The sequence below is a fragment of the Flaviflexus sp. genome (genome assembly GCF_052087705.1).
In the GTDB taxonomy this organism is placed as follows: Bacteria; Actinomycetota; Actinomycetes; order Actinomycetales; family Actinomycetaceae; genus Flaviflexus; species Flaviflexus ciconiae.
The window spans coordinates 1-19,489 of sequence record NZ_JBQCYC010000012.1 but is presented as its reverse complement, the minus strand read 5'-3'; the positions used below and the strand labels follow the sequence as shown (position 1 = coordinate 19,489).

The 19,489-nt window shown below is 56.2% G+C and carries 17 protein-coding genes and 1 pseudogene; 12 read left to right on the top strand and 6 right to left on the bottom strand.

What is annotated here, in order from left to right:
* The first annotated feature begins 124 nt into the window (after nucleotides 1-124).
* The 7 genes from ACTHUY_RS07645 (at nucleotide 125) to ACTHUY_RS07615 (ending at nucleotide 7,013) form a co-directional block, all read left to right on the top strand.
* Nucleotides 125-1,540 carry an MFS transporter gene (locus ACTHUY_RS07645; protein ID WP_441388642.1) on the top strand — a complete coding sequence of 472 codons (1,416 nt, stop codon included), beginning with the start codon at nucleotides 125-127 and terminating at the stop codon, nucleotides 1,538-1,540.
* 10 nt (nucleotides 1,541-1,550) lie between these two features.
* Nucleotides 1,551-2,621 (top strand): extracellular solute-binding protein, encoded by a 1,071-nt coding sequence (locus tag ACTHUY_RS07640; RefSeq protein WP_441675867.1) that lies wholly within the window; start codon nucleotides 1,551-1,553, stop codon nucleotides 2,619-2,621.
* A 391-nt stretch (nucleotides 2,622-3,012) separates the two neighbouring features.
* On the top strand, nucleotides 3,013-4,161 hold the full coding sequence (locus tag ACTHUY_RS07635) for a hypothetical protein (RefSeq protein WP_441678338.1): 1,149 nt from the start codon (nucleotides 3,013-3,015) through the stop codon (nucleotides 4,159-4,161).
* The gene (locus ACTHUY_RS07630) at nucleotides 4,158-5,255 is read left to right on the top strand and encodes an ABC transporter ATP-binding protein (protein WP_441678336.1); all 1,098 of its coding nucleotides are present in this window, start codon (nucleotides 4,158-4,160) and stop codon (nucleotides 5,253-5,255) included. The genes ACTHUY_RS07635 and ACTHUY_RS07630 overlap by 4 nt, the downstream gene beginning before the upstream one ends.
* Nucleotides 5,256-5,293: 38 nt before the next feature.
* Nucleotides 5,294-5,665: a metallopeptidase family protein gene (locus tag ACTHUY_RS07625; protein ID WP_441388645.1), complete on the top strand. Its 372-nt coding sequence runs from the start codon at nucleotides 5,294-5,296 to the stop codon at nucleotides 5,663-5,665.
* A gap of 235 nt (nucleotides 5,666-5,900) precedes the next feature.
* A complete protein-coding gene (locus ACTHUY_RS07620; RefSeq protein ID WP_441655433.1) occupies nucleotides 5,901-6,716 on the top strand; it encodes an alpha/beta hydrolase in 816 nt (271 codons plus the stop codon).
* A 132-nt stretch (nucleotides 6,717-6,848) separates the two neighbouring features.
* On the top strand, nucleotides 6,849-7,013 hold the full coding sequence (locus tag ACTHUY_RS07615; protein WP_441655416.1) for a recombinase family protein: 165 nt from the start codon (nucleotides 6,849-6,851) through the stop codon (nucleotides 7,011-7,013).
* A 280-nt stretch (nucleotides 7,014-7,293) separates the two neighbouring features.
* Here the strand turns inward: ACTHUY_RS07615 and ACTHUY_RS07610 are convergent.
* From ACTHUY_RS07610 to ACTHUY_RS07600, 3 genes and pseudogenes are all read right to left on the bottom strand, one after another.
* Nucleotides 7,294-7,959 (bottom strand): annotated as a pseudogene (locus ACTHUY_RS07610) (IS256 family transposase); the annotation flags it as partial.
* 263 nt (nucleotides 7,960-8,222) lie between these two features.
* Nucleotides 8,223-9,053 (bottom strand): inositol monophosphatase family protein, encoded by an 831-nt coding sequence (locus ACTHUY_RS07605; RefSeq protein WP_441655417.1) that lies wholly within the window; start codon nucleotides 9,051-9,053, stop codon nucleotides 8,223-8,225.
* Nucleotides 9,050-9,856, bottom strand: coding sequence for an HAD family hydrolase (locus ACTHUY_RS07600; RefSeq protein WP_441655418.1), 807 nt, complete (start codon nucleotides 9,854-9,856; stop codon nucleotides 9,050-9,052). The genes ACTHUY_RS07605 and ACTHUY_RS07600 overlap by 4 nt, the downstream gene beginning before the upstream one ends.
* 406 nt (nucleotides 9,857-10,262) lie before the next feature.
* On the opposite strand from ACTHUY_RS07600, the gene ACTHUY_RS07595 reads away from it, so the two are divergent.
* On the top strand, nucleotides 10,263-10,724 hold the full coding sequence (locus ACTHUY_RS07595) for a DUF421 domain-containing protein (RefSeq protein WP_441655419.1): 462 nt from the start codon (nucleotides 10,263-10,265) through the stop codon (nucleotides 10,722-10,724).
* A gap of 386 nt (nucleotides 10,725-11,110) precedes the next feature.
* On the opposite strand, the gene ACTHUY_RS07590 is transcribed toward ACTHUY_RS07595, so the two are convergent.
* Both ACTHUY_RS07590 and ACTHUY_RS07585 read right to left on the bottom strand, forming a co-directional pair.
* Entirely contained in the window at nucleotides 11,111-12,778 is a 1,668-nt protein-coding gene (locus ACTHUY_RS07590; RefSeq protein ID WP_441678334.1) for an MDR family MFS transporter, read from the bottom strand.
* Nucleotides 12,775-13,422: a TetR/AcrR family transcriptional regulator gene (locus ACTHUY_RS07585; RefSeq protein WP_441678332.1), complete on the bottom strand. Its 648-nt coding sequence runs from the start codon at nucleotides 13,420-13,422 to the stop codon at nucleotides 12,775-12,777. Before ACTHUY_RS07585 ends, ACTHUY_RS07590 begins: the two co-directional genes overlap by 4 nt.
* A 338-nt stretch (nucleotides 13,423-13,760) precedes the next feature.
* Between ACTHUY_RS07585 and ACTHUY_RS07580 the strand changes: the two genes are divergently transcribed.
* Both ACTHUY_RS07580 and ACTHUY_RS07575 read left to right on the top strand, forming a co-directional pair.
* On the top strand, nucleotides 13,761-14,519 hold the full coding sequence (locus ACTHUY_RS07580; RefSeq protein ID WP_441678330.1) for a YggS family pyridoxal phosphate-dependent enzyme: 759 nt from the start codon (nucleotides 13,761-13,763) through the stop codon (nucleotides 14,517-14,519).
* Nucleotides 14,520-14,868: 349 nt separating this feature from the next.
* A complete protein-coding gene (locus ACTHUY_RS07575; protein ID WP_441655422.1) occupies nucleotides 14,869-15,897 on the top strand; it encodes an NAD(P)-dependent alcohol dehydrogenase in 1,029 nt (342 codons plus the stop codon).
* Nucleotides 15,898-16,653: 756 nt separating this feature from the next.
* On the opposite strand, the gene ACTHUY_RS07570 is transcribed toward ACTHUY_RS07575, so the two are convergent.
* On the bottom strand, nucleotides 16,654-17,037 hold the full coding sequence (locus ACTHUY_RS07570) for a hypothetical protein (protein WP_441678328.1): 384 nt from the start codon (nucleotides 17,035-17,037) through the stop codon (nucleotides 16,654-16,656).
* 426 nt (nucleotides 17,038-17,463) lie between these two features.
* Between ACTHUY_RS07570 and ACTHUY_RS07565 the strand changes: the two genes are divergently transcribed.
* Together ACTHUY_RS07565 and dhaL are read left to right on the top strand one after the other, a co-directional pair.
* A complete protein-coding gene (locus tag ACTHUY_RS07565) occupies nucleotides 17,464-18,462 on the top strand; it encodes a dihydroxyacetone kinase subunit DhaK (RefSeq protein WP_441655424.1) in 999 nt (332 codons plus the stop codon).
* A gap of 3 nt (nucleotides 18,463-18,465) precedes the next feature.
* Nucleotides 18,466-19,098, top strand: coding sequence for a dihydroxyacetone kinase subunit DhaL (gene dhaL, locus ACTHUY_RS07560; RefSeq protein WP_441655425.1), 633 nt, complete (start codon nucleotides 18,466-18,468; stop codon nucleotides 19,096-19,098).
* Nucleotides 19,099-19,489: the final 391 nt, after the last annotated feature.

Sequence of the window (19,489 nt, the reverse complement as noted above, 5' to 3'; positions counted from 1 at the left end):
TGACAGCGTTGTTACCGAGTGTTACCTGGGGCTGTGGTGGTGTTACCCGGGTATAGCCAGGATATTCAGTGAACGGTGCCGTTGACATTGGAGTGATGGCGCCCCACTGAGTAAGGGATATTTCATGGCTGAAAAATCTAGAGGAAACTTGGGTGTGCTAGCGGCCCCGCGCGTCGCACCGCGTCTCCCGGAAGAAGAGCAAGCGCCTCTCTACAAGCGCCTCCGAGCGCAAGCATTCCTAGGAATTTTCCTAGGCTACGCAGGCTACTATCTGATTCGAAACAACGTATCGATTGTTTCTGCAGTACTTGAAGAACACGACGTGCTTGACGCACTGGGATTGGGCATTGTTGCGAATGCTGTTCTCTTCTCCTACGGTCTCTCCAAGTTCTTCATGGCGATGCTGTCCGACCGTGCGAACGCTCGCTACTTCCTCCCGCTCGGACTCGCATTGTCCGCGATCGTTAACCTGCTCCTTGCCTTCGTTCCGATTCTGACGGCGTCGGTCGGCATCTTTGCCACCATGATGTTCATCAACGGTTGGTTCCAAGGAATGGGTTGGCCGCCTTCAGGGCGTGTGCTCGTGCACTGGTTCTCGACCAATGAACGTGGCTGGATGACCTCGATTTGGAATTGTGCCCACAACGTTGGCGGTGCCGGCGTCGGTATTCTGTCAGCTTGGGCCCTGTCTCAATTTGCGAGCAATGAAGCTGACTGGACTCCGGCGTTCTGGGTTCCTGCAATTGTCGCTCTCGTTGTCGCAGTCATTGCCTTTATTCTTGTTCGTGACAGGCCGGAGGCCGTCGGTCTTCCCCCGATTGAAGAATGGCGAGAAGACCCGGCGAAGGTTGACGAGACCGCCGAAGAGCTGGAAATGCCGTGGAAGGATAAGCTGTTTAAGCATGTCCTCACCAACCGAGTGATCGTACTGCTGGCATTGACCAACGTGTTTGTTTACACCCTCCGTTACGGTGTCTTGAACTGGATTCCGATCTACTTGACGAATCAAATCCACGCCGCAAACATTACGGATGGCATCATCGGCTTCGCTATCTACGAGCTTGCTGGAATTGTCGGCACCCTGCTGTGCGGTTGGATGTCTGACAAGGTGTTCAAGGGATGGCGTTCCGGTGCGGGACTAGTCTTCATCCTGGGAGTTGGAATCGCGCTAGTTTTCTACTGGCAGATTCCTGCCTCAGCTCCGCTGTGGATCTTCTACGTTCTGATTGCAATCATTGGTGGCCTGATTTACGGCCCAGTCATGCTCATTGGCCTGATGGCAATTGACATGTCTCCGACAAAAATTGCTGGAACAGCAGCTGGTTTCACCGGAATGTTTGGATACCTGCTCGGAGCTTCGCTCGCCTCCACAGGTGTTGGCCTGCTGGTCAAGCACTTTGGCTGGGACGTAACTTTCGCCTGCCTGGTAGGAATTGTTCTTCTGGCTCTCGTCTTTATGTGGGTGCTGGGACGAGATGAGCGGAAGATGATGATCGAGCGGGAAGAGAAACTCCGCGACATGGAGGAAGACACCAAGTAGACGCTCAATCATGACGTGTATCCGCCAGCACCAGATGCTGGCGGATACACTGACAATTATGCTCGTACGGTCTCGCTGGTGGCGGGCAAAGCTGCCTGAAATTGCCACACTCGTTATCCTCTCCACCGTCGCACTCGGATTGATCGTTGTGCCCCGGATTGGTGCTTCCGAACTTGTGGTTCTGTGCTCGAACAATGTCTCAGCTTGTGAGGCCGTCAGTGCAGCTTATGAAGAGCAGAGTGGGCAACAGGTCACCGTCGTTCGTATGCCCACATCTCAAGCCTTGACTCGAGTGCGCGTTCCCAAGGAATCTGGAGAGTTCGATGTTTGGATGGGTGGACCGGCAGATGCGTATGCCATTGCTGCCCGTGAGGAGCATCTTGCACGTATTGAACTTGATGCTCAATCGGTACCGGACAGATTGCAGGACCCAGAAGGGCGATGGTACGGAATCTACGGAGGTATTCTTGCTTTTTGCGTTACCAACTCGATTGAGCCACCAACCACCTGGGCGGAACTCAACAGCGACTCTTCTTACCGAATTGTACTTCCCAACCCGGTGAGTTCTGGAACTGCGGCCACGATCCTCTCTGTCCAGGTACAACGGCTGGGAGGTGAGAGTGCGATGGTGGACTACATGAAAAGCCTCGATGAAGCGGTGCTCTCATATACGGATTCGGGAACGGTCCCCGCCCATCTCGTAGCATCGGGTCGAGCCGATATTGGCGTTTCCTTCGCCCCTTACTGTGAAACTGAGAAGCTCCTTGGAGCGGACATTTCTGCAATCTATCCTTCCGACGGTACGGGTTTCGAAGTTGGGGCAATTGCAGTCTTGGAGGAAAGTAGGAGACAGGACGCCGCAATCCAATTTCTTAACTACGTAGTCTCGGATGAAGGGCAGCAAATTGGCGCCCAGGTTGAGAATCAGCTACCGGTAAGTGAGTCGCTCGAACCGAACTTAATCGGGCAGTTGGAGAAACTGGAGACCGCAATTTATGGCTGGAATATTCAGGAAATTGGAGCAAGCCGAGCCGGCCTGATTAATCTCTGGTTGAACGAGGTTCGCAACGGTGCGTACTAGCCCGCCGTCGGTCCAGGTCAAGAGAAACCGAGTCAGTGTTCGGACTGGTCTCATCGCGGTCCTCGCTTTCGCTTCGTTCTCTGCATATTGGGTTGCTATTGGAGAGCAGGGGACCCATCTTTTGCCGGTGGTGCGAAGAACGTGGGTTATGGGACTCGCCTCAGGCTACTTGGCTGCCTTGGCGGCAGTACCGTTAGCGTTCTACTATCGCACTGCGCCCCGGGCAGCTAGGTTCCTAATCGGATTTGGTGCCTGTACTCCCATTGCCTTCGCTCCACTGACACTAGCGACCGCACTGGTCCAAGAACCTTTTAACCTTGACCCGTACGGCTCGGCAGTTATTGTGCTGTCGCAGGCGCTAGCCAACCTGCCGATTGCATTCCTGCTACAGGTGGGAACACTCGTACTGGTTCATGACAATCTTATTTTTGCGAGTGCGACATTGGGACTCGAGCCTCGTAGCACTGCTAGGCGCCTCTTTGGAAACCGCAGAAGATGGTCTTTTGTTGTTAGTGGAATGGTTGCATCGCTCTTTGCGGCATCGGATCCTTCGGTAACCCTGGTTTATGGTGGAACTCAGAGCTATCTCGCATCTCATATTTATCGGGGACTGAATGCAGGGATGCAGCCTGGTGCCGCTATCGGTGCGACTCTCGCACTTCTATTGCCTGCCGTTTTTCTGGCAATTTACCTCACCAGGACGATCATGTCCTCATGGTCTGCCGGTGGCCTGCTCGCATTCGGTCAAGCTGATGTCAGTACTTACTTTGGGAGGCAGAGGTTATACCAATTCATGAGTTTTGCTCTGCTGGCTCTGATTGGACTTGTCCTGGTGGTGATTATAGCAGGGGCACTTGGTGTAAATATTGGGGAAGTTCTCAACGTCAGTACGGTACTGACAACACTGGTGACGGTCATCGCCATAGTTGTCGGTGCTTCTTTGGTTGGGCTGTGGACAGCGCGACTCTCGAAGCGGGGATCAAGCTCGGCGTTCGTCGTTTCCTTTGTCCTGATCCTGAGCTTTCTTGTTTCTCAAACTGTCATGGGCATGGTTCTCTCTTCCCTGCTTCGCAATGCCGTCATCATCGGGCAAACTCCTGTGCTTCCGTCACTCGTTGGTGGTGGAGCATTCGCGGGAGGATACATTGCGGTCGGAATTGCCTATCTTTCCATCGCAGCCCCAATAGCACACCTGACAATGAGTGGGATCTTGCGGAGCACCACAGATCTTTACGATGCTGCACTCGATAAGGGGGCCGACCGATTTCGTGCCGTATTTACAGTACTTCCCGCTGTGGCGCCCCGTCTGGTTGTCATGATGGCGATCCTGTCAGGGATTATTTTGACGAGGCTTTCACCGATCCTGTTTGTGCAACCTCCCGGCTATGCCGCCCCGTCCACGAATCTTCTGACAATGGCATCGGCAGGGTGGGATGAGCATGTTTTTGCTCTTGGGGTCGTATCAGCGATTATCCCGGTGCTAGCTTTTGCCTACGCTGCAACTCATGAATTTCGAGGAAAGGGACGTAAGAACGCGTGACCGAACTGGAATGGCAGAATCACCGTGAGCACGGCAATACCGAAACGGGACTGGTGGTGCAAAACCTGAGGGTCTCCTTTGACAAGCCAGTAATTCGGGGCGTCAACCTTCGCGTTGATGAAGGCGAAATACTGAGTCTGGTGGGCCCTTCGGGATCAGGAAAAACAACTCTGTTACGAACCATTGCTGGCCTACATGCTCATGCAGGTGGGAGGATCTTGATCAACGGACGCGATATCAGTGACGAACAACCACAGCATCGCAAAACCGGCTCAGTGTTTCAAACGCCGGCACTGTTTCCCGACTTAACAGTCCGAGAAAATATCGCTTTCGGATTAGATGACGCGATGATGAGTGACAGCCGCCGTGATGATCTGGTCGAGATTGGCATGACCATGATGAATATCGCGCAGCTTGCTGATTTACGACCGGATGTCCTCTCCGGAGGGCAGGGTCAGCGAGTTTCGTTTGCTCGCACTATTGTCCGTAGGCCGCGCGTACTTTTACTTGATGAGCCTGTCGCTCATGTGGAGGTGGCCCTAAAACACGCAATTCACAAGGACATCACCACTCAAGTGCGCAGGATGGGGATGAGCGCAATCTACGTCACCCATGACATTAGCGAGGCCTGTGCGCTGGGTGATCGGATCGCGATCATGAACAACGGTCAGATTGTTCAAGAAGGCACACCGCGGTGGGTGTACCAGCATCCAAACAGTGCTTTCGTTGCGGAGCTCATGGGAGTGGTCAACGGGTTTGCTGCGAGAGTGATCAATAGGACAGGCGATCTAGCGCATGTGAGACTTGGCAAGGTGACATTGTCATTGCCGTGCCAAGACAGCGTGGTAAATGGCCCCGTCACGGTGTTTGTTCCTCCCGAATCTGTGGACCTTTCCGATGCTCCCCAGAGGGAGGGATTCATGCTTGGACAAGTTATCGAAGCAGGATTCGCCCGAACCCATATGGTTTACGACATTGAGACGGATTTCGGGACGCTTGTCGCCCACGACTCCACGCAGAAGGCTCCACGCCAGATTGGAGAACGAGTCTGGTTTCGGGTCCGTGACGGCTGGGTTATTCCACCTGAAGACTAGTCACACCACAGGCATGACAAGATAGCCACGTGGTAGAGATTTCTGAAGAAGAGTTTGAGGAAGCCGTCGGTGACGCTCTCGGCCTGGTACCGCCTGAGCTAATGAATGCTGTCGACAACGTCGTGTTCCTCATTGAGGAGGAACCGACCGAGGAGCAGATGGTCGGCACCGAGCTGGTTGATGGTCAGCCGGGCCTACTGGGACTCTACGAGGGGACGGCACTGACCGATCGAGACGATGGCTGGTCTGGAGCCCTGCCCGATACGATCTTCATTTTCCGTGGCCCCCTGTCGAGGCTGTGCGAGAGCAGAGAAGAATTGATCGAGGAAATAGCCGTCACAGTTATTCACGAAATTGCTCATCACTTCGGGATCGATGATGATCGCCTCCACGATCTTGGATGGGCATAGTGACGGGGGAGTAGGCGCAACTTCAAGAGAGCAAGTACGTCCTGTGTTTAGTGCAGGGAAAACGCCTTCTCATTTAGACAACGTCTGATCCTCTTCGCCTCGGATGCTATATCTCCTGGTAGGGGTCCAGTTGTGCCATATACAAATTTGTCGGGATCCTGTTATTCACCAATCGTTCAGCTGGTGCATAACAATCGGGGTGAACCAGTGGCGGTTTCGTGCGAAAGTGAGTGGTATGGAACTACGCCACATCATCGCTAACGGCCAGCCCCGCAGCACGATCCTGCTCCTGCATGGCTACGCCGAACACTCCGGTCGCTACCCGCGCGTCATCGAGCGTTTCGCTGCGGCTGGATTCGATGTGTTCTCGTACGACCAGCAAGGGCACGGTAAGTCCGAAGGGAAGCGGGCCAGGGTTGATGTAGCAGACCTGATCGCCGATCACCGGGTAGCGAGGATGATGGTGGGGGAGCGAAAGCGTACAGAGAATCTCATGCTCTTCGGTCACTCCATGGGAGGCCTGGTCACCGCGGCCTCCGCACTGATTGATCCAAGTGGGGTGGATGCTGTTGTGCTCTCGGGACCGGCCTTCCGCCAATTCCCCGAGACGGCACACGTGGTCTCCCGCATGGGCTATCGCCTAGCCAGGCTTCTGCCGGGTGTGCCGATGGTGAAGCTCGATGCTGGGCTGGTCAGCCGCGATCCGCTCGCTGTACGCAAATACGAGCGTGATCCGTTGAACTACCACGGCAGGGTACCCCTGCTGACAGGGGCTTCCATGGCGGTCCAGGGCTGCAGGGTTTTGGATCATGCTCGCCTGTGGGATAGCAAGTTGCCTCTCCTTGTCATGCACGGGGAGGATGACGGGCTGGCAAACGTTGATGGTTCGAGGGAGTTTGTGGCCTCTGCCAGACTGGCGGGAGCACCAGCCCGGCTCGTGACAATCCCGGGTGCCTACCATGAGCTTCTGCAGGAGCTCGAGCGTGATGACCTGCAGGATCAGATGGTGGAGTGGATGATCGACCAGCTTGCTGAAAGCGGCCCTGCCTAGCAGACTCGGAGCCCTTCACTACGTACGGTAAAAGGGGTGAGTCCCATATCGTTCTTCCGTAAGAAAAATTCCGAGCCACAGGAGTCGGCACCCTCTGCTAATCCACCGGTTGAGGTATAGGGAGCCGAAGTTGTGCGGTACATCTACCACCGCTTCCTCGAAGACGCCACTTACGCTGACATCATCCGCGAATGCGAAGCCCTCGGCTATGAAGCCTACTGGGGCGGTCGTTTTACCAATGCAACGTTGAAGTTGATTCTGCGCCAGGAACGCTACACCGGCAATACGCTTCTTTGAAAGTCATTCAACCCGTACCCCGGACACCACGGCATCAAGTACACCGGGCAAGCACCGATGTACTTCGCCGAGGGCACCAATCCAGTCATCATCGACCGAACCACCTTCGACAAAGTCCAGCCCTTGTTGGAAGCCCGAACCGCACGAAACCGTCGCGCTGCTCACAACCAGACCATCACCGTGTTCTCTGGAAACGTGTGGTGTGGTCCTTGTTGTGCAAAGGCGCACCGGTGCCTGGCCTTGATGCGCCCTGGGTTTAGTGGAGACTCAGGGCGCATCATGCGACGAGGTCGGCGAAGAAGGAGTTCCACGCGGCCCCGGTCTCACTGGTTGCAACCCGCAGGCCGAGGACTTCTCGGCGTCCGTCGGCATTGACACCGGTCGCCACGAGCACGACCGCGTTGATCACGCGCCCACCCTCGCGCACTTTCATGGTCAGTGCGTCAGCAGCGACGAAGGTGAACGGGCCGGCCTCATCGAGGGGCCGGTGGCGGAACTGGTCCACGTGCTCGTCGAGCTCGGTGGCCATGCGCGAGACCTGAGACTTCGACAGGGAGTGAATGCCGAGCGTTTTCACGAGCTTATCCATCCGCCGCGTGGACACTCCGGCGAGGTAGCAGTCAGCCACGACCGTGATCAGTGCGGTCTCGGCCCGTTTCCTGCGCTCGATCAGCCAAGCAGGGAAATACGTGCCCGACCTGAGCTTCGGGATAGCGACGTCGACGGTGCCGACCCGGGTGTCTAAGGGGCGGTGGCGGTAGCCATTGCGCTGGGTGATCCGGTCGGGGTTGGGCTTGCCCCATTCGGCGCCGACCACGGCATCAGCGTCGGCGGAGAGCAGGGCGTTGATCATGGTCTGGAGCAGGTCTCGCATCAGATCCGGGGATGCTTCAGCGAGGGCTTCGCGGAGCAGGCCTGCAGGGTCGATAATATGAGGAGCGGTCATCGTGGTGATGTCCTTTCGAGTGGGAAGTAGAGAGCTTTCTCGAAGGATCCCACGGTGACCGCGTCCACGTCAGCAACGACGCTCACGACCACCCCGGGGGCTACACCACTCTAAGGGGCACTACTCCGCTCGGGATTTTACTGGCTCCGAGAGGGGCCACCCTGTGGCTCCTAAAGGCACGATTGCTAGGTTCTGAAAGACACCACTGGGTGGCTCTCAAACGTATGGTTGGCGCCTATGAGAGCCGCCTCGAGCAAGTGTAACTATCGCTGCCTGTTCTTGATCAGATCCTCACGTGCCTTGGTTAGCGTGGGGTAGGTGCCCCCGGGGCCGTAGGCAATGTAGCCAGGAGCGAGGTGGTCGCGTCCGTTTTCTTCTGAATAGCGAATGTCCTGGTACGTTCCGCCGGCCTGGCGGATGACGAGCATTGCGGCCGAAACGTCCCACGGGTTCACCGAAGATCCAAAGGCAGAGTCGGTCCATCCTGTCGCTACGTGGCAAAGGCTGAGTGCTCCCGAGCCAGTTCGGCGAACCGAGGAGAAATCAGTGACCAAGGAATTGAATACCCCGAGTGCGAACTCGTCGCCATCAATTTCTAGATCTTTGGCTGTGGGGTAGCCGGTGATAACAGTGGCGGCACCTGCTGGGAGGGCTGGATTGGTTTTGAGTGTCTCACCATTGAGATAGGCGCCGTTTTCATCCGCCGAGAACATGTTGTTAGCCATCGGGTCATAAACAGCGCCGGCAACGATCTCACCGTCAACCTCGACTCCGATGGAGCAGCAGAAGAAGGCGAGGCCCTGAACGAAGTTTGAGGTGCCATCGATCGGGTCGATGTACCAGGTGGCCGGACCTTCAGCGTCAATGCGACCGGCTTCTTCTCCGAAGAGAATGGCGCCGGGATTGTGCTCGCGGATATAGGTGGAAATCATCTCTTCGCAGGCGCGGTCGTGTTCGGTAACGAGGTCGTGCTGGTCCCGCTTTTGATCAACGATCATGACGCCGCGGAAGGCTTTGCGAAGGTAGTCGCCAACCGAGCGTGCGGCGCCTTCGGCAATGGACCGGAGTTCAACGGAGTTAATGGCTGTTGTCATGAGGAGAGTCCTTGGAGGTGGTTGAGGAGACCAGCGGGATTGTCAAAGGTATAGGTGGGTTCAGCCAGAACGGTGAAGGGCCTCGTGGAGGCGCCGGGCACTGGAGTGAGAACCGTGGCGCCAACCCCGGCGCGAACGCCACACAGAACATCCCTGTCGATTCGATCGCCAACGTACCAGCACTGATCCACGGGAATGCCAATGGCTTCTGCCGCCTGCAAGATCAGCTGTGGATTGGGTTTCCTTACTCCCGCCTCATCGGAGTAGATTTCGGCAAAAAAGTAATCGGATAGGCCGTGCTCGGCGAGGAAATCGCGGTGCACCTGCCCGGAGAGGGCGTTCGATGCGATCGAAACGGGAATGCCGGTTTTCTTGCACCAGGCAAGGAGTTCAAGGATGCCGGTGCGGAGGGTGCGGATCTCCTGATTGATACCAACGGAGTAGCAAATCTCTGAGGCGTGCGGCTGAAGGAGTTCCCGCGCTTCATCAGGCCAGTCGGCTGCAATGAAGTCGAGAACGTATGATTCGTGGCTGACTTCTTTGGGGAAGCGAGGGCGGGACATCGCGTTGCGCAGAAGCTTCACTGCCGTTTCGCCAGCAACGACATCGGCAACAATTGTTTCGCGAGTAACGAGCGGTGACCTGGTCGCATTCACGTCCGCGTCAGTCGGTGAAACAGTATCGGTGTCTGTACCGTGCAGAATGCCCCCGATGAGATCGGTGACTTTCTCCTCCCATCCTTCTCCCTTGGCGGATTGAACAATCACGCCTCCAAAGTCGAGGATCAGGCCAGATAAGCTCATCGGTGCATTCTTTCGTAGGTTGAGTAGATAGTTCTTGGGACAGCGGGGCTGTTTGAAAGCGGTGCTTACAGTCTTCTACGTGGTTCTTGCCGTCCGGTTCAAACCACGCCGTTATCCGGGTCCGGTGCCCCGCGTTGTTCGTTGACCGGCCCAGCTGGGCCGGTCTCGGCATTCCCGGTGGTGCCGGGTCCATTACTCATCGTAGGCAAAGGGCCCGGCATTTGGGTTAGTTAGCGGAGGTGCGCCAGAGATCCTGCCAGTCCTGGCGGGTCTGCCAGTCCGTGGCGATGTCCTTTCGAGTGAGAATTAGTGAGCTTTCTCGAAGGATCCCACGGTGACCGCGCTCGTGTCAGCAATAACGCACACGACCACCATGCGGCTACACCACTCTAAGGGGCACTACTTAATGGAAATCATCATTAAAGCAGTTATTGCCTTCTTTGTTCTCTGGCTCCTCACAAAAGCAACCGGCAGAGCGACCCTTGGCGAACTGTCATCCTTTGACCTACTGCTGTTTATTTGCATGGGGGATTTGATCCAGCAGGCAATCACTGGTGAGGACCGCACACTCACGGGCGGCCTTGTTGCCGTCGGTACTTTTGCTCTTCTCGCAGTGGGATTCACCTTCGTTGTATCCCACTGGCCAAAGACCAGCAAGGCCCTAGAAGGGCCACCCGTCGTTCTCGTTTCCGACGGTGTGGCACATACTCGGGCGATGAGACACCAGCGAGTATCGGCTGCCGAACTGCTCAGTGCTGGCCGGCAATCAGGGTTTGAGAAGATGAGCGATATTCGACTTGCCGTACTCGAGCAGGACGGGAAAATCTCCTTCTTCGCAACCGAGGCGAAGGAAGCAGATAGGGCCTAGATGATCCTCCTGAGCTTGTGCCCCTCCTGAAACTCCGACCCTCCTGAGGCTCCGCACCTCGGGCAGAATCTAAGAGTTGAGGATCGCTAGAGCTTGGCGGGTGTGCCCATAGAAGGTGCGTGCTGTCGTGGGTGCGTTCTGTAGCAGGTGCTGGTTATCGCTGAAGGGTGGATAGAGATAACCGGTGGGTCCAGGTCTTTCGACGTGAACCCACCGGTTACTCATTCTTCGCGGGGCAATGTCCCAGACTGAACATTCGGGATTAACGCCCCGCACTGTTTCGTTTGGAGTGCCCTGTCGTGGTGGCACCCGTTACTCAGTTCTGTCTCGTTGATCGTGTTCAATCAGTGATTGAAAGTGCCCTATCAGGCGTTGATTGTTTCCAATCAGTTGCTGGTGGGGGTGTCGGCCTGGCCGAGCTCGGTGGGCGTTCCACTGTCCATTGCTGAGGTGCCGGAGAATCCGATCGGGGTTGCGCTTCCCGCTTCCCGGGAGAGCAGGTCGGCTTCCTGGTCTGCGTTGTCTGCGAGGGCATGGGCGACCTGACCGTCGATGCTGGTAGCCAGCGGCTCTTCCTTGATGAAGAACAGGATGATCGTGGCGAACAGCATGAGGGGGAGGAGGTACAGGAACACGGGTGCCAGGGAGTCGTTGTAGGACGAGACAATGACATCCTTGATCGGAGCGGGAAGCTCCGCGACTGCCGCCGGGGTAAGCGAGTTCTGGCTGAAGCCACCCTGCATGGCCTCCACCGGCATACGCTCCGTGAGGAGGGCGGTGAGCCTTGAGGTGAACAGGGCGCCGACGATTGCGGCACCGAGAGAAGCACCGATCTCACGGAAGAAGTTGTTTGCGGCTGTTGCTGTACCAACGATGGCGTTCGGGAACGTGTTCTGGACGATCAGGACAAGGATCTGCGCGCCAAGTCCCAGGCCGAAACCAAAGATGAACAGGTAGATACTGAACACGAGAGTTGAGGTGTCGGGCTGCATGGTGGACAGGAGAACCATGGCTCCGGCAACAACGAGAGTCGAAGCGATCGGCATCCACTTATAGCGACCGGTCTTCGACGCGAGGAAACCGGTGGCGATCGAGGTAAGGAGAACCCCCGCCATCATCGGCAGCATAAGAAGACCAGCATTCGTTGCCGATAGGCCGTTAACCATCTGAAGGTAGGTGGGTAGGTAGGCGACTGCACCGAACATAGCGACGGCAATGAACAGACCGGCGGCGGTTGCCAGGTTGAAGTTCTTGTTCTTGAACAGGTGGAGCGGGATGATCGGCTCTACCGCGCGGCGCTCGACCTCGATGAAAGCTAGTGAGGCAACGATTGCGAGAGCGATAAGACCGAGGATCGTCGGGGAGCTCCAGTCGTACTCGGTGCCACCCCACGAGGTGACGAGAACAATCGAGGTGACGGCGATGGCCATGGTGACCATGCCAGCAACGTCAAGCCTAGTACCTTCCGGCATCTCCCTCTTGGGGATCTTGAGGAACGCCCAGGCTGCGGCGATGGAGATGATGGCGAGCGGGATGTTGATCCAGAAGGCCCAACGCCATCCAATACCTTCGGTGAACCAGCCGCCGAGGATCGGTCCGAGAACGGAAGAGATGGCGAAAACGCCACCCATGATTCCCATGTAGCGACCGCGGTCGCGGGCCGGGATTACGTCGGCGATGATTGCCTGCGACAGGATCATGAGCCCGCCGCCACCAAGGCCTTGAACGGCGCGGCCAGCAATCAGCCAGTTCATGGTGGGGGAAAGCCCGCCAATGATCGAGCCGACAAGGAAAAGTCCGAGGGCGAAGATGAAGAGCGACTTGCGACCAATGAGGTCGCCGAGCTTGCCGTAGATCGGCATCGTAATAGTCGCGGCAAGAATGTAGGCGGTGGTCACCCACAGCATGTGGTTAACTCCGTTGAGTTCGCCAACGATCGTGGGCAGGGCCGTGCCAAGAATCGTCTGATCGAGCGATGAGGCAAACATTGCCGTCAAAAGCCCCAAGAAAACGAGGTGGACAGCCCGCTTATCTGTTTCAGGTGTGGTGTTCATGAGTTCCGTCGAAGAATGAGAGACATAAAGTCGAGAGCCTGCTTCAGGTCATCCGACCAGGCATGAGGATCAGTGGGAGGCTGGTCGACCCAGCAACGAATGGTGTATCGGAGGGCAGTGCCAACGAGCTCCACGGTCAGGTGGGCTTCGTTCTCAACAGCAAGCCCGCTGTTGATGCTTCTTTCCTCCGGGTGACTGGTAAGCCGATCGGTCAGGAGGGCCGATAGTTCAGAGATGTATGCGCTGATCCCGGCCAGATGGAATTCGTGCAACTGCGGGTATTTCTTAAGAAGCTGGCCCCTGCGGCGAGTCAGGTCATCGTGAAGAAGTTCTGGTGTGAGTGCGAGTTCGACAATGCTTGCGAGGCGAATAACGATCGGCTGCGACGTGTCGGCGAGAATCTCGTCGACACCGTCCGTTCCAGCAACGGTTAGCGGCAGGCCGGCAATAGCGGCGTCCTTGGAGGGGAAGTAGTTAAAGAACGTCCTCGGGGAGATGTCGGCGCGGCGACAGATCTCATCCACCGTGGTGTCGTCGTATCCGAGTTCCTCAACAGCATCCACTGCGCCATGTTCAATCGCCGCAGTTGTCGCCTCGCGTTTTCTTTCCCGGAGTCCGGGCTCTGACTTTTGCACGAGATTCATAATTGCACTGACTGCAAGAATGCACAAGGTGAAAGTTTATACAGTGCGTCACCGCAATGGTTTAGCTTTGGTAAACGCTGCCAATTAGCTAGTTTCTCCCGGTGGAAAAATCCTGGTGTTGCGGCCCCGGAATAACTAAACCGATATGTTTCTATCTGATCGCCGGCGGGTGAAAGAGTCTCTTGCAGATTTTGCACACGGTGGAGGGGCCGTGTTCCTGCTTTGGTTGGGCAGTGATGGACAAGATTGAAAAAGTCCGTAGTCGAACTGCCAAGAACCGTGGAAATCCCGGAGTGGCACAATAGATGGGGTCAGTATTCCAACGGGAGAGTGGTGTCATGGAGTTTCCGACAGCAAACACGGTCGAAGCGTTCCGCGAAAATCTTGCCGCGGTGCGGGCAAAGATTGAACGGGCGGCGGAGCGAGCAGGTCGCAATGCTTCGGAAGTTAGGCTCCTCCCGGTTTCTAAAACGGTTCCTGAGGAGCGCATTCGCCTGGCTATTGCTGCTGGTGCTCACCAGCTGGGGGAGAACAAGGTCCAGGAGGCAAAGCGTAAGCACGCCAACCTGATCGATGAGGATGTGAAGTGGTCAATCATTGGCCACCTTCAAACCAACAAGGCCAAGGACGTTGCGGCTTTCGCTAGCGAGTTTCATGCACTCGATTCCCTCCGTGTTGCCGAAGCTCTTGACCGTAGGTTGGAAATGGAAGGGCGGAGCCTCGACGTATACGTCCAGGTCAACACCTCGGGTGAGGAGTCAAAGTACGGACTCGAGCCCGATGCTGTTCCGGGAATGCTGGAGGCGCTCAGGGGTTTTGAAACATTGAACGTCAAGGGGATGATGACACTCGCAATCTTCTCCGACGACAAGGAAGCGGTGCGAACGTGCTTCCAGCTACTCCGCAGATTGCGGGACGCGGCGCGGGATCGAGATCCGGCCCTTATTGGTCCAGGTGAACTGTCCATGGGAATGTCGGGCGATTACGAGATCGCTATCGAAGAAGGCGCGAACGTTGTTCGCGTTGGTCAGGCGATCTTCGGCGCGCGACCAACAACCGATGCGTACTACTGGCCGAGCGCAACGGCCAAGCAATAACCCTTACCTGCTCGTGCGGGAAGGCTGACAATCTCGGCTCTCTCGGTAGTTCCGACATTGCTTCCTTTCGAAGCGTCCTTCGAAGCTGGGCCTTCCCGGTCCGTCGTTCATTTCATGTAGTTCACTGACCGTTTTGGAATTTTGGTCGGCTGAGCAATTGCCCTCGTTGGAGTCTGCATTCCTCCGTTGGTTGGCTTGAGTACGAGGGAAGTGACTCTTGCCTTCGTGTTTGCTCTCCGATGTTGAAAGTGGCCTGCACGAATTAGTTGAACTATTGACTTGAGTAGTGACCGCTACCACACTTGCACGTACCGCGTGTCAATGCAGACACAGAAAACTGGAGCGTGCAATGAAAGCCGTAAGAATTCACGAATACGAGAAAATGCCGTCCCTTGATGAAGTCGACAATCCAAAGGTCACAGGGCCTTGGGATGTCATCGTCAAAGTCGGCGCAGCCGGTCTCTGTCGTACAGACCTCCACGTCATCGAAGGCCAGTGGGCCCCGATCCAGAACCCCGACCTCCCCTACATCCTCGGCCACGAAAACGCTGGCTGGGTAGAAGAAGTCGGAAGCGCCGTCTCCAACGTCAGTGTTGGCGACACCGTTATCATGCACCCCCTCGTCACGTGCGGGCTGTGTCCAGCCTGCCGTGCGGGACAGGACTCGCACTGCTCGAACTCAAGCTTCCCTGGCCTCAACTCAGACGGTGGAATGGCAGAGTTCCTCAAAACCAATGCTCGAGCCGTCGTTAAGCTCGATGCTTCTCTCCAGCCCAAGGACATCGCTGCGCTCGCGGACGCTGGCCTTACTGCGTACCACGCGGTAAGGAAGGCCGTGAAGTGGCTCTTTCCTGGAAGCCATGCCGTTGTCATTGGTTCGGGCGGACTCGGCCATATTGGTATTCAGTCCCTCGTTGCACTCACCTCGGCACACATCACCGTTGTTGATCGTTCCGAGAAGGCCCTCGAGCTTGCCAAGAGCCTCGGTGCCCATGAAACCGTTCTCTCGGGTGACGATGAAGCCACACTGGATAAGGTTAAGGAGATCACCGGCGGCGGAGCCGACGTTGTCTTCGACTTTGTTGGTGAACAAGGAATGGAGAAGGTTGGCCCCAGAATGCTTAAGGGCAGGGGAGACTACTACGTCATCGGCTACGGCGGTAACGTCGACCTGCTAACTATCGACATCATCTCCCAGGAGATTAACGTTATTGGCAACCTGGTGGGAACCTACCAGGACCTCGTTGAACTCATGACACTCACGGCAGAAGGCAAGATTTCCCTGACCACCGCCGTCTATCCGCTTGATGCATTCGACGATGCCATCAACGATCTTGACCAGGGCAGGCTTATCGGACGAGGCATCCTCGTTCCCTAGTTCCCCTCCCGTAACTACCAGCTTCGTAATCTGACCATTACTCCTTCCATCTAGTTGGGCCTCCCCTTGCAGTCAGGGGAGGCCCACTTTTGTTTGGTGTCAGGAGCCGTTATGAATAAGCAGGCCAGAATTCTCTGTTATTCATCTGTGGGTTGGTAGCGTCTCACGGTGCTATGAGATCCCACTCCGACCACCCCTTGCCGTAGAGGAAAGTTGCGAGTTCCTTTGCGTTGGTGACTTCCTTCGGGATATCGCGGAAGTAGCGTTTTGATCCGAACATGCCACCAGGGCTATCTTTATGGAATTCGGTTGACTCCACTGGTGCGAGAATGAAAACTTGTAGATCGTAGTGTTGTAGTTCTGCACGTCGCTCGCTATTCGCGCTGACGAACTCTAAAGCCCGTTGCTCGAGCTGTGCAATTGCGGCGGGAGTAATCGATGGCAGTGAATGTTTGACGCTCGTGCTGAGCTTCTGTTTTTGTCAAGGCTGACAATAACAACGCCTTCGATCTCCGCCACCAGCGAGACCATCTTGTCTTTGTAGGCGCCTAAGTATTTTGCTCGTTTATGCGAGTATGCTCCAGGTGTATCCGGGCAGCAGTAGACGTTGTAATTTTCGATTTCGTGGAACAGTCGACCACTATTGACGACGTCGAGGATCCTTTGCCACTTGGGAATGAGGCCCTCTTCGTTGAGGAAATCCTCAAACTCAGATATTAGTGAGTTGAGGGAACCGGTTGATGATGCTGGGTTGCGTTATATCGATTCCAGAAGCTTTTGGAAAGTCGTGGAAACGACTTGAATGCCGCGCTTGGCCGCCTGCTCAGCCTCTTCGGTAAATCTTTCTTCAGGCTTAATTTCCTCCGGGGATAGCAGAACGAGAACTGAAATGTCATCTTCGACAACGTCCGGCATTCCGTTAACGTGGGCGGATATCTGAGGCCTGGTGAACCAATCTGAGAGCTTAATTTCAAACCGGACCGTGAAGCGTTTCTGCTCAATTGTTAGGTCTGGAACTGAGCTTGCGATGTGGGTCTGTTGGCGGAACACGGGGCCAACTTCAACCCAACTGTCGTTTAGCAGAATGTTGACAGCCTTCCGGAAGGCGATTGCGTCTTCTTCGTAAAGGAGCTTCAGCATGAGACCGATGTAGTTCGTAACCCGATTCTCTTTCTGGTGATAGGTGTTAAAGAGAGAGATTTCTCGAGCCATTTAAATTCCTCAAGTATTGAATGGTGGAGGTATAGAGCCGTTGCTATGACTCTATCGACTGTGCGATCGGAATGGTTCGAAAAATCTTTCTATGTCTTGGAGGTCGGAGAAGTCTAGCGGCCGCTATTGGGCATGCAAGAGATGAGCATCTAAATCGCTCAAAGGTCGGCTGATCTAGCCGTTTCGTGATGCTTGGTAAAGGGTGATATTTCGCGGAATTGAGACCTGAAGTGGGCGAGTGTGCGGGCGCTCGCCTAGACGTGTAACCCGTTGTAGTGTGAAGGACAGCACGTCGTTAACGTGTCGGGTGGCCGTGCCCTGGCTACTCGGAAACCTGACAACAATGAGGTAGTCATGCCCAAGGCAAAAAAGATTATGAATAGTCCCGACAACATCGTGGATGAGACTCTTGACGGACTCGTCGCGATCTCCAACGGTCTGCTTGCTCGCGACCCTGGATCTCGGGTTATCCGCAGCACCAAGATCGAACAGGGCAAGGTCGGCCTGGTCGTTGGCGGTGGCTCCGGACACGAGCCCATGTACGGTGCCTTCGTTGGCCCCGGCCTCGCAAACGCCTCCGTTTCTGGTGATATCTTCGCAGCCCCTGCACCCCAGCACGTTCAGGAAGCCATCGAGGCCGCCGATGCTGGCGAAGGTGTTCTGATTGTCTACGGCAACTACGCCGGCGACGTCATGAACTTTGACATGGGAGCCGAGCTCGCTGAAGACGACTCCGACATTGAGTCGAAGACCGTCCTCGTACGCGACGATGTCGCAACCGATGACTACGAGGGCCGCCGCGGAATCGGTGGTGCCTTCTACGTTGTGAAGGCTGCTGGCGCAGCCTGCGCCAAGGGACTCTCCCTCGAAGAGGCCGCTGCCGTAACCGAGCGGGTTCAGTACAACACCCGCACGATCGGCGTTGCCGTGCGTGCAGGCGTTCTCCCCGACACCGGTAAGCGCACCTTCGAACTCGGTGATGACGAGATCGAGATCGGTCTTGGTATGCACGGCGAGGTGGGTGTTGAGCGCTCGGCGATGATGTCGGCCGATGACCTCGCAGTCAAGATGGTCAACATGATCACCGAGGACCTCCCGTTTGAGTCAGGCGACAAGGTTGCTGTGATGATTAACAACCTGGGTGCGACGACTCAGATGGAGTTGCTTGTTGTCTACCGCAAGGTGGCAGAACTTCTCGAGGAGAAGGGCATCACCGTTGGTCGTACCGATATCGGTGCGCACTTCACCTCGCAGGACATGGCAGGCTTCTCGCTCACGCTCCTCAAGCTCACCGACGAAATCGAAGAGCTCCTCGAAGCTCCCTGTGAGTCCGTCCCCTACACGCAGGGCTGATACATGGCAGATACAGTAAACGCAGAACAACTCCGCACAATCCTGACCCAGGCCTGCCAGGCCATTGTCGACGCAAAGGAACTGCTTGGTGAAGCAGACCGTGCCACCGGCGACGGTGACCACGGCACCGGCATGTCCAGAGGCTTCGGAGCAGGCCTTGAGGCGCTCAAGGATGCCGAACTTTCAACTGTCGGTGATGCCTTCAAGGCAGTCGGAATGGCGGTTCTGAGCACCTCCGGCGGAGCCTCCGGAGCCGTCTTCGGCACCATGTTCCGTGCCCCAGCCAAGGCGCTCGGTGGTGAAGAGATGGATGCTGAGGGATATGCTGCGGGTCTTGAAGCGGCGGTTGAGAAAGTCATGGCCCGCGGCAAGGCAGAGCCCGGTCAGAAGACCATGCTTGATGCTCTTATTCCTGCAGCCGAAGCGGCCCGTGCTTCTATCTCGGAGGGTCTCGCTACCTCATCCCGTGCCGCAGCGAACGCTGCAGAGCAGGGGTCCGAAGCTACCAAGGACATGATCGCCAAGGTCGGCAAGGCCAAGTCCCTGGGCGAACGGAGCCTCGGCCACAAGGACCCGGGATCAATCTCGGTTTCGATCCTGCTCACAACAATCGCTGACGGTATCGCCGGTGCCTAAATCAATCAACTGCTGAGCAACTAGCTCAACTAATGCGTGGGGCGGCAGATCTTCGGGTCTGCCGCCCGCCACGTGCTCTCCAAAGAGGTAAGTGAGAGTTAGGCACAATAAACACAAGTGGCCAGGCGAATTGTGGCCCGGCGTCTCTTACCGTTCTCATGCGAAAAGAGATCCAGCCCGCTCCCAAGACGGGGCGGGCTGAACGATTGTCATAAGAATAGCAAACGCGAGTCCATTGGTGTGGCACCAGCCACCGAGCAACCCGTGGGAACGACGCGTTGACTCGTTACAGTCGCTCCGCTCATGGCTAATTCATGCAGGAAGTTGTGAGGGTCCGGGGCTACACTCGGTCGAGAACAATGACCGTATACATAGGGAGCAGAACCATGTC

Coding starts and splice junctions, on each gene's coding strand:
- ACTHUY_RS07570 (WP_441678328.1), bottom strand. CDS start 17,037: ATGCTGAAGCTCCTTTACGAAGAAGACGCAATCGCCTTCCGGAAGGCT.
- ACTHUY_RS07620 (WP_441655433.1), top strand. CDS start 5,901: ATGGAACTACGCCACATCATCGCTAACGGCCAGCCCCGCAGCACGATC.
- ACTHUY_RS07565 (WP_441655424.1), top strand. CDS start 17,464: ATGCCCAAGGCAAAAAAGATTATGAATAGTCCCGACAACATCGTGGAT.
- ACTHUY_RS07585 (WP_441678332.1), bottom strand. CDS start 13,422: ATGAATCTCGTGCAAAAGTCAGAGCCCGGACTCCGGGAAAGAAAACGC.
- ACTHUY_RS07640 (WP_441675867.1), top strand. CDS start 1,551: ATGACGTGTATCCGCCAGCACCAGATGCTGGCGGATACACTGACAATT.
- ACTHUY_RS07590 (WP_441678334.1), bottom strand. CDS start 12,778: ATGAACACCACACCTGAAACAGATAAGCGGGCTGTCCACCTCGTTTTC.
- ACTHUY_RS07575 (WP_441655422.1), top strand. CDS start 14,869: ATGAAAGCCGTAAGAATTCACGAATACGAGAAAATGCCGTCCCTTGAT.
- ACTHUY_RS07645 (WP_441388642.1), top strand. CDS start 125: ATGGCTGAAAAATCTAGAGGAAACTTGGGTGTGCTAGCGGCCCCGCGC.
- dhaL (WP_441655425.1), top strand. CDS start 18,466: ATGGCAGATACAGTAAACGCAGAACAACTCCGCACAATCCTGACCCAG.
- ACTHUY_RS07605 (WP_441655417.1), bottom strand. CDS start 9,053: ATGACAACAGCCATTAACTCCGTTGAACTCCGGTCCATTGCCGAAGGC.
- ACTHUY_RS07595 (WP_441655419.1), top strand. CDS start 10,263: ATGGAAATCATCATTAAAGCAGTTATTGCCTTCTTTGTTCTCTGGCTC.
- ACTHUY_RS07600 (WP_441655418.1), bottom strand. CDS start 9,856: ATGAGCTTATCTGGCCTGATCCTCGACTTTGGAGGCGTGATTGTTCAA.
- ACTHUY_RS07580 (WP_441678330.1), top strand. CDS start 13,761: ATGGAGTTTCCGACAGCAAACACGGTCGAAGCGTTCCGCGAAAATCTT.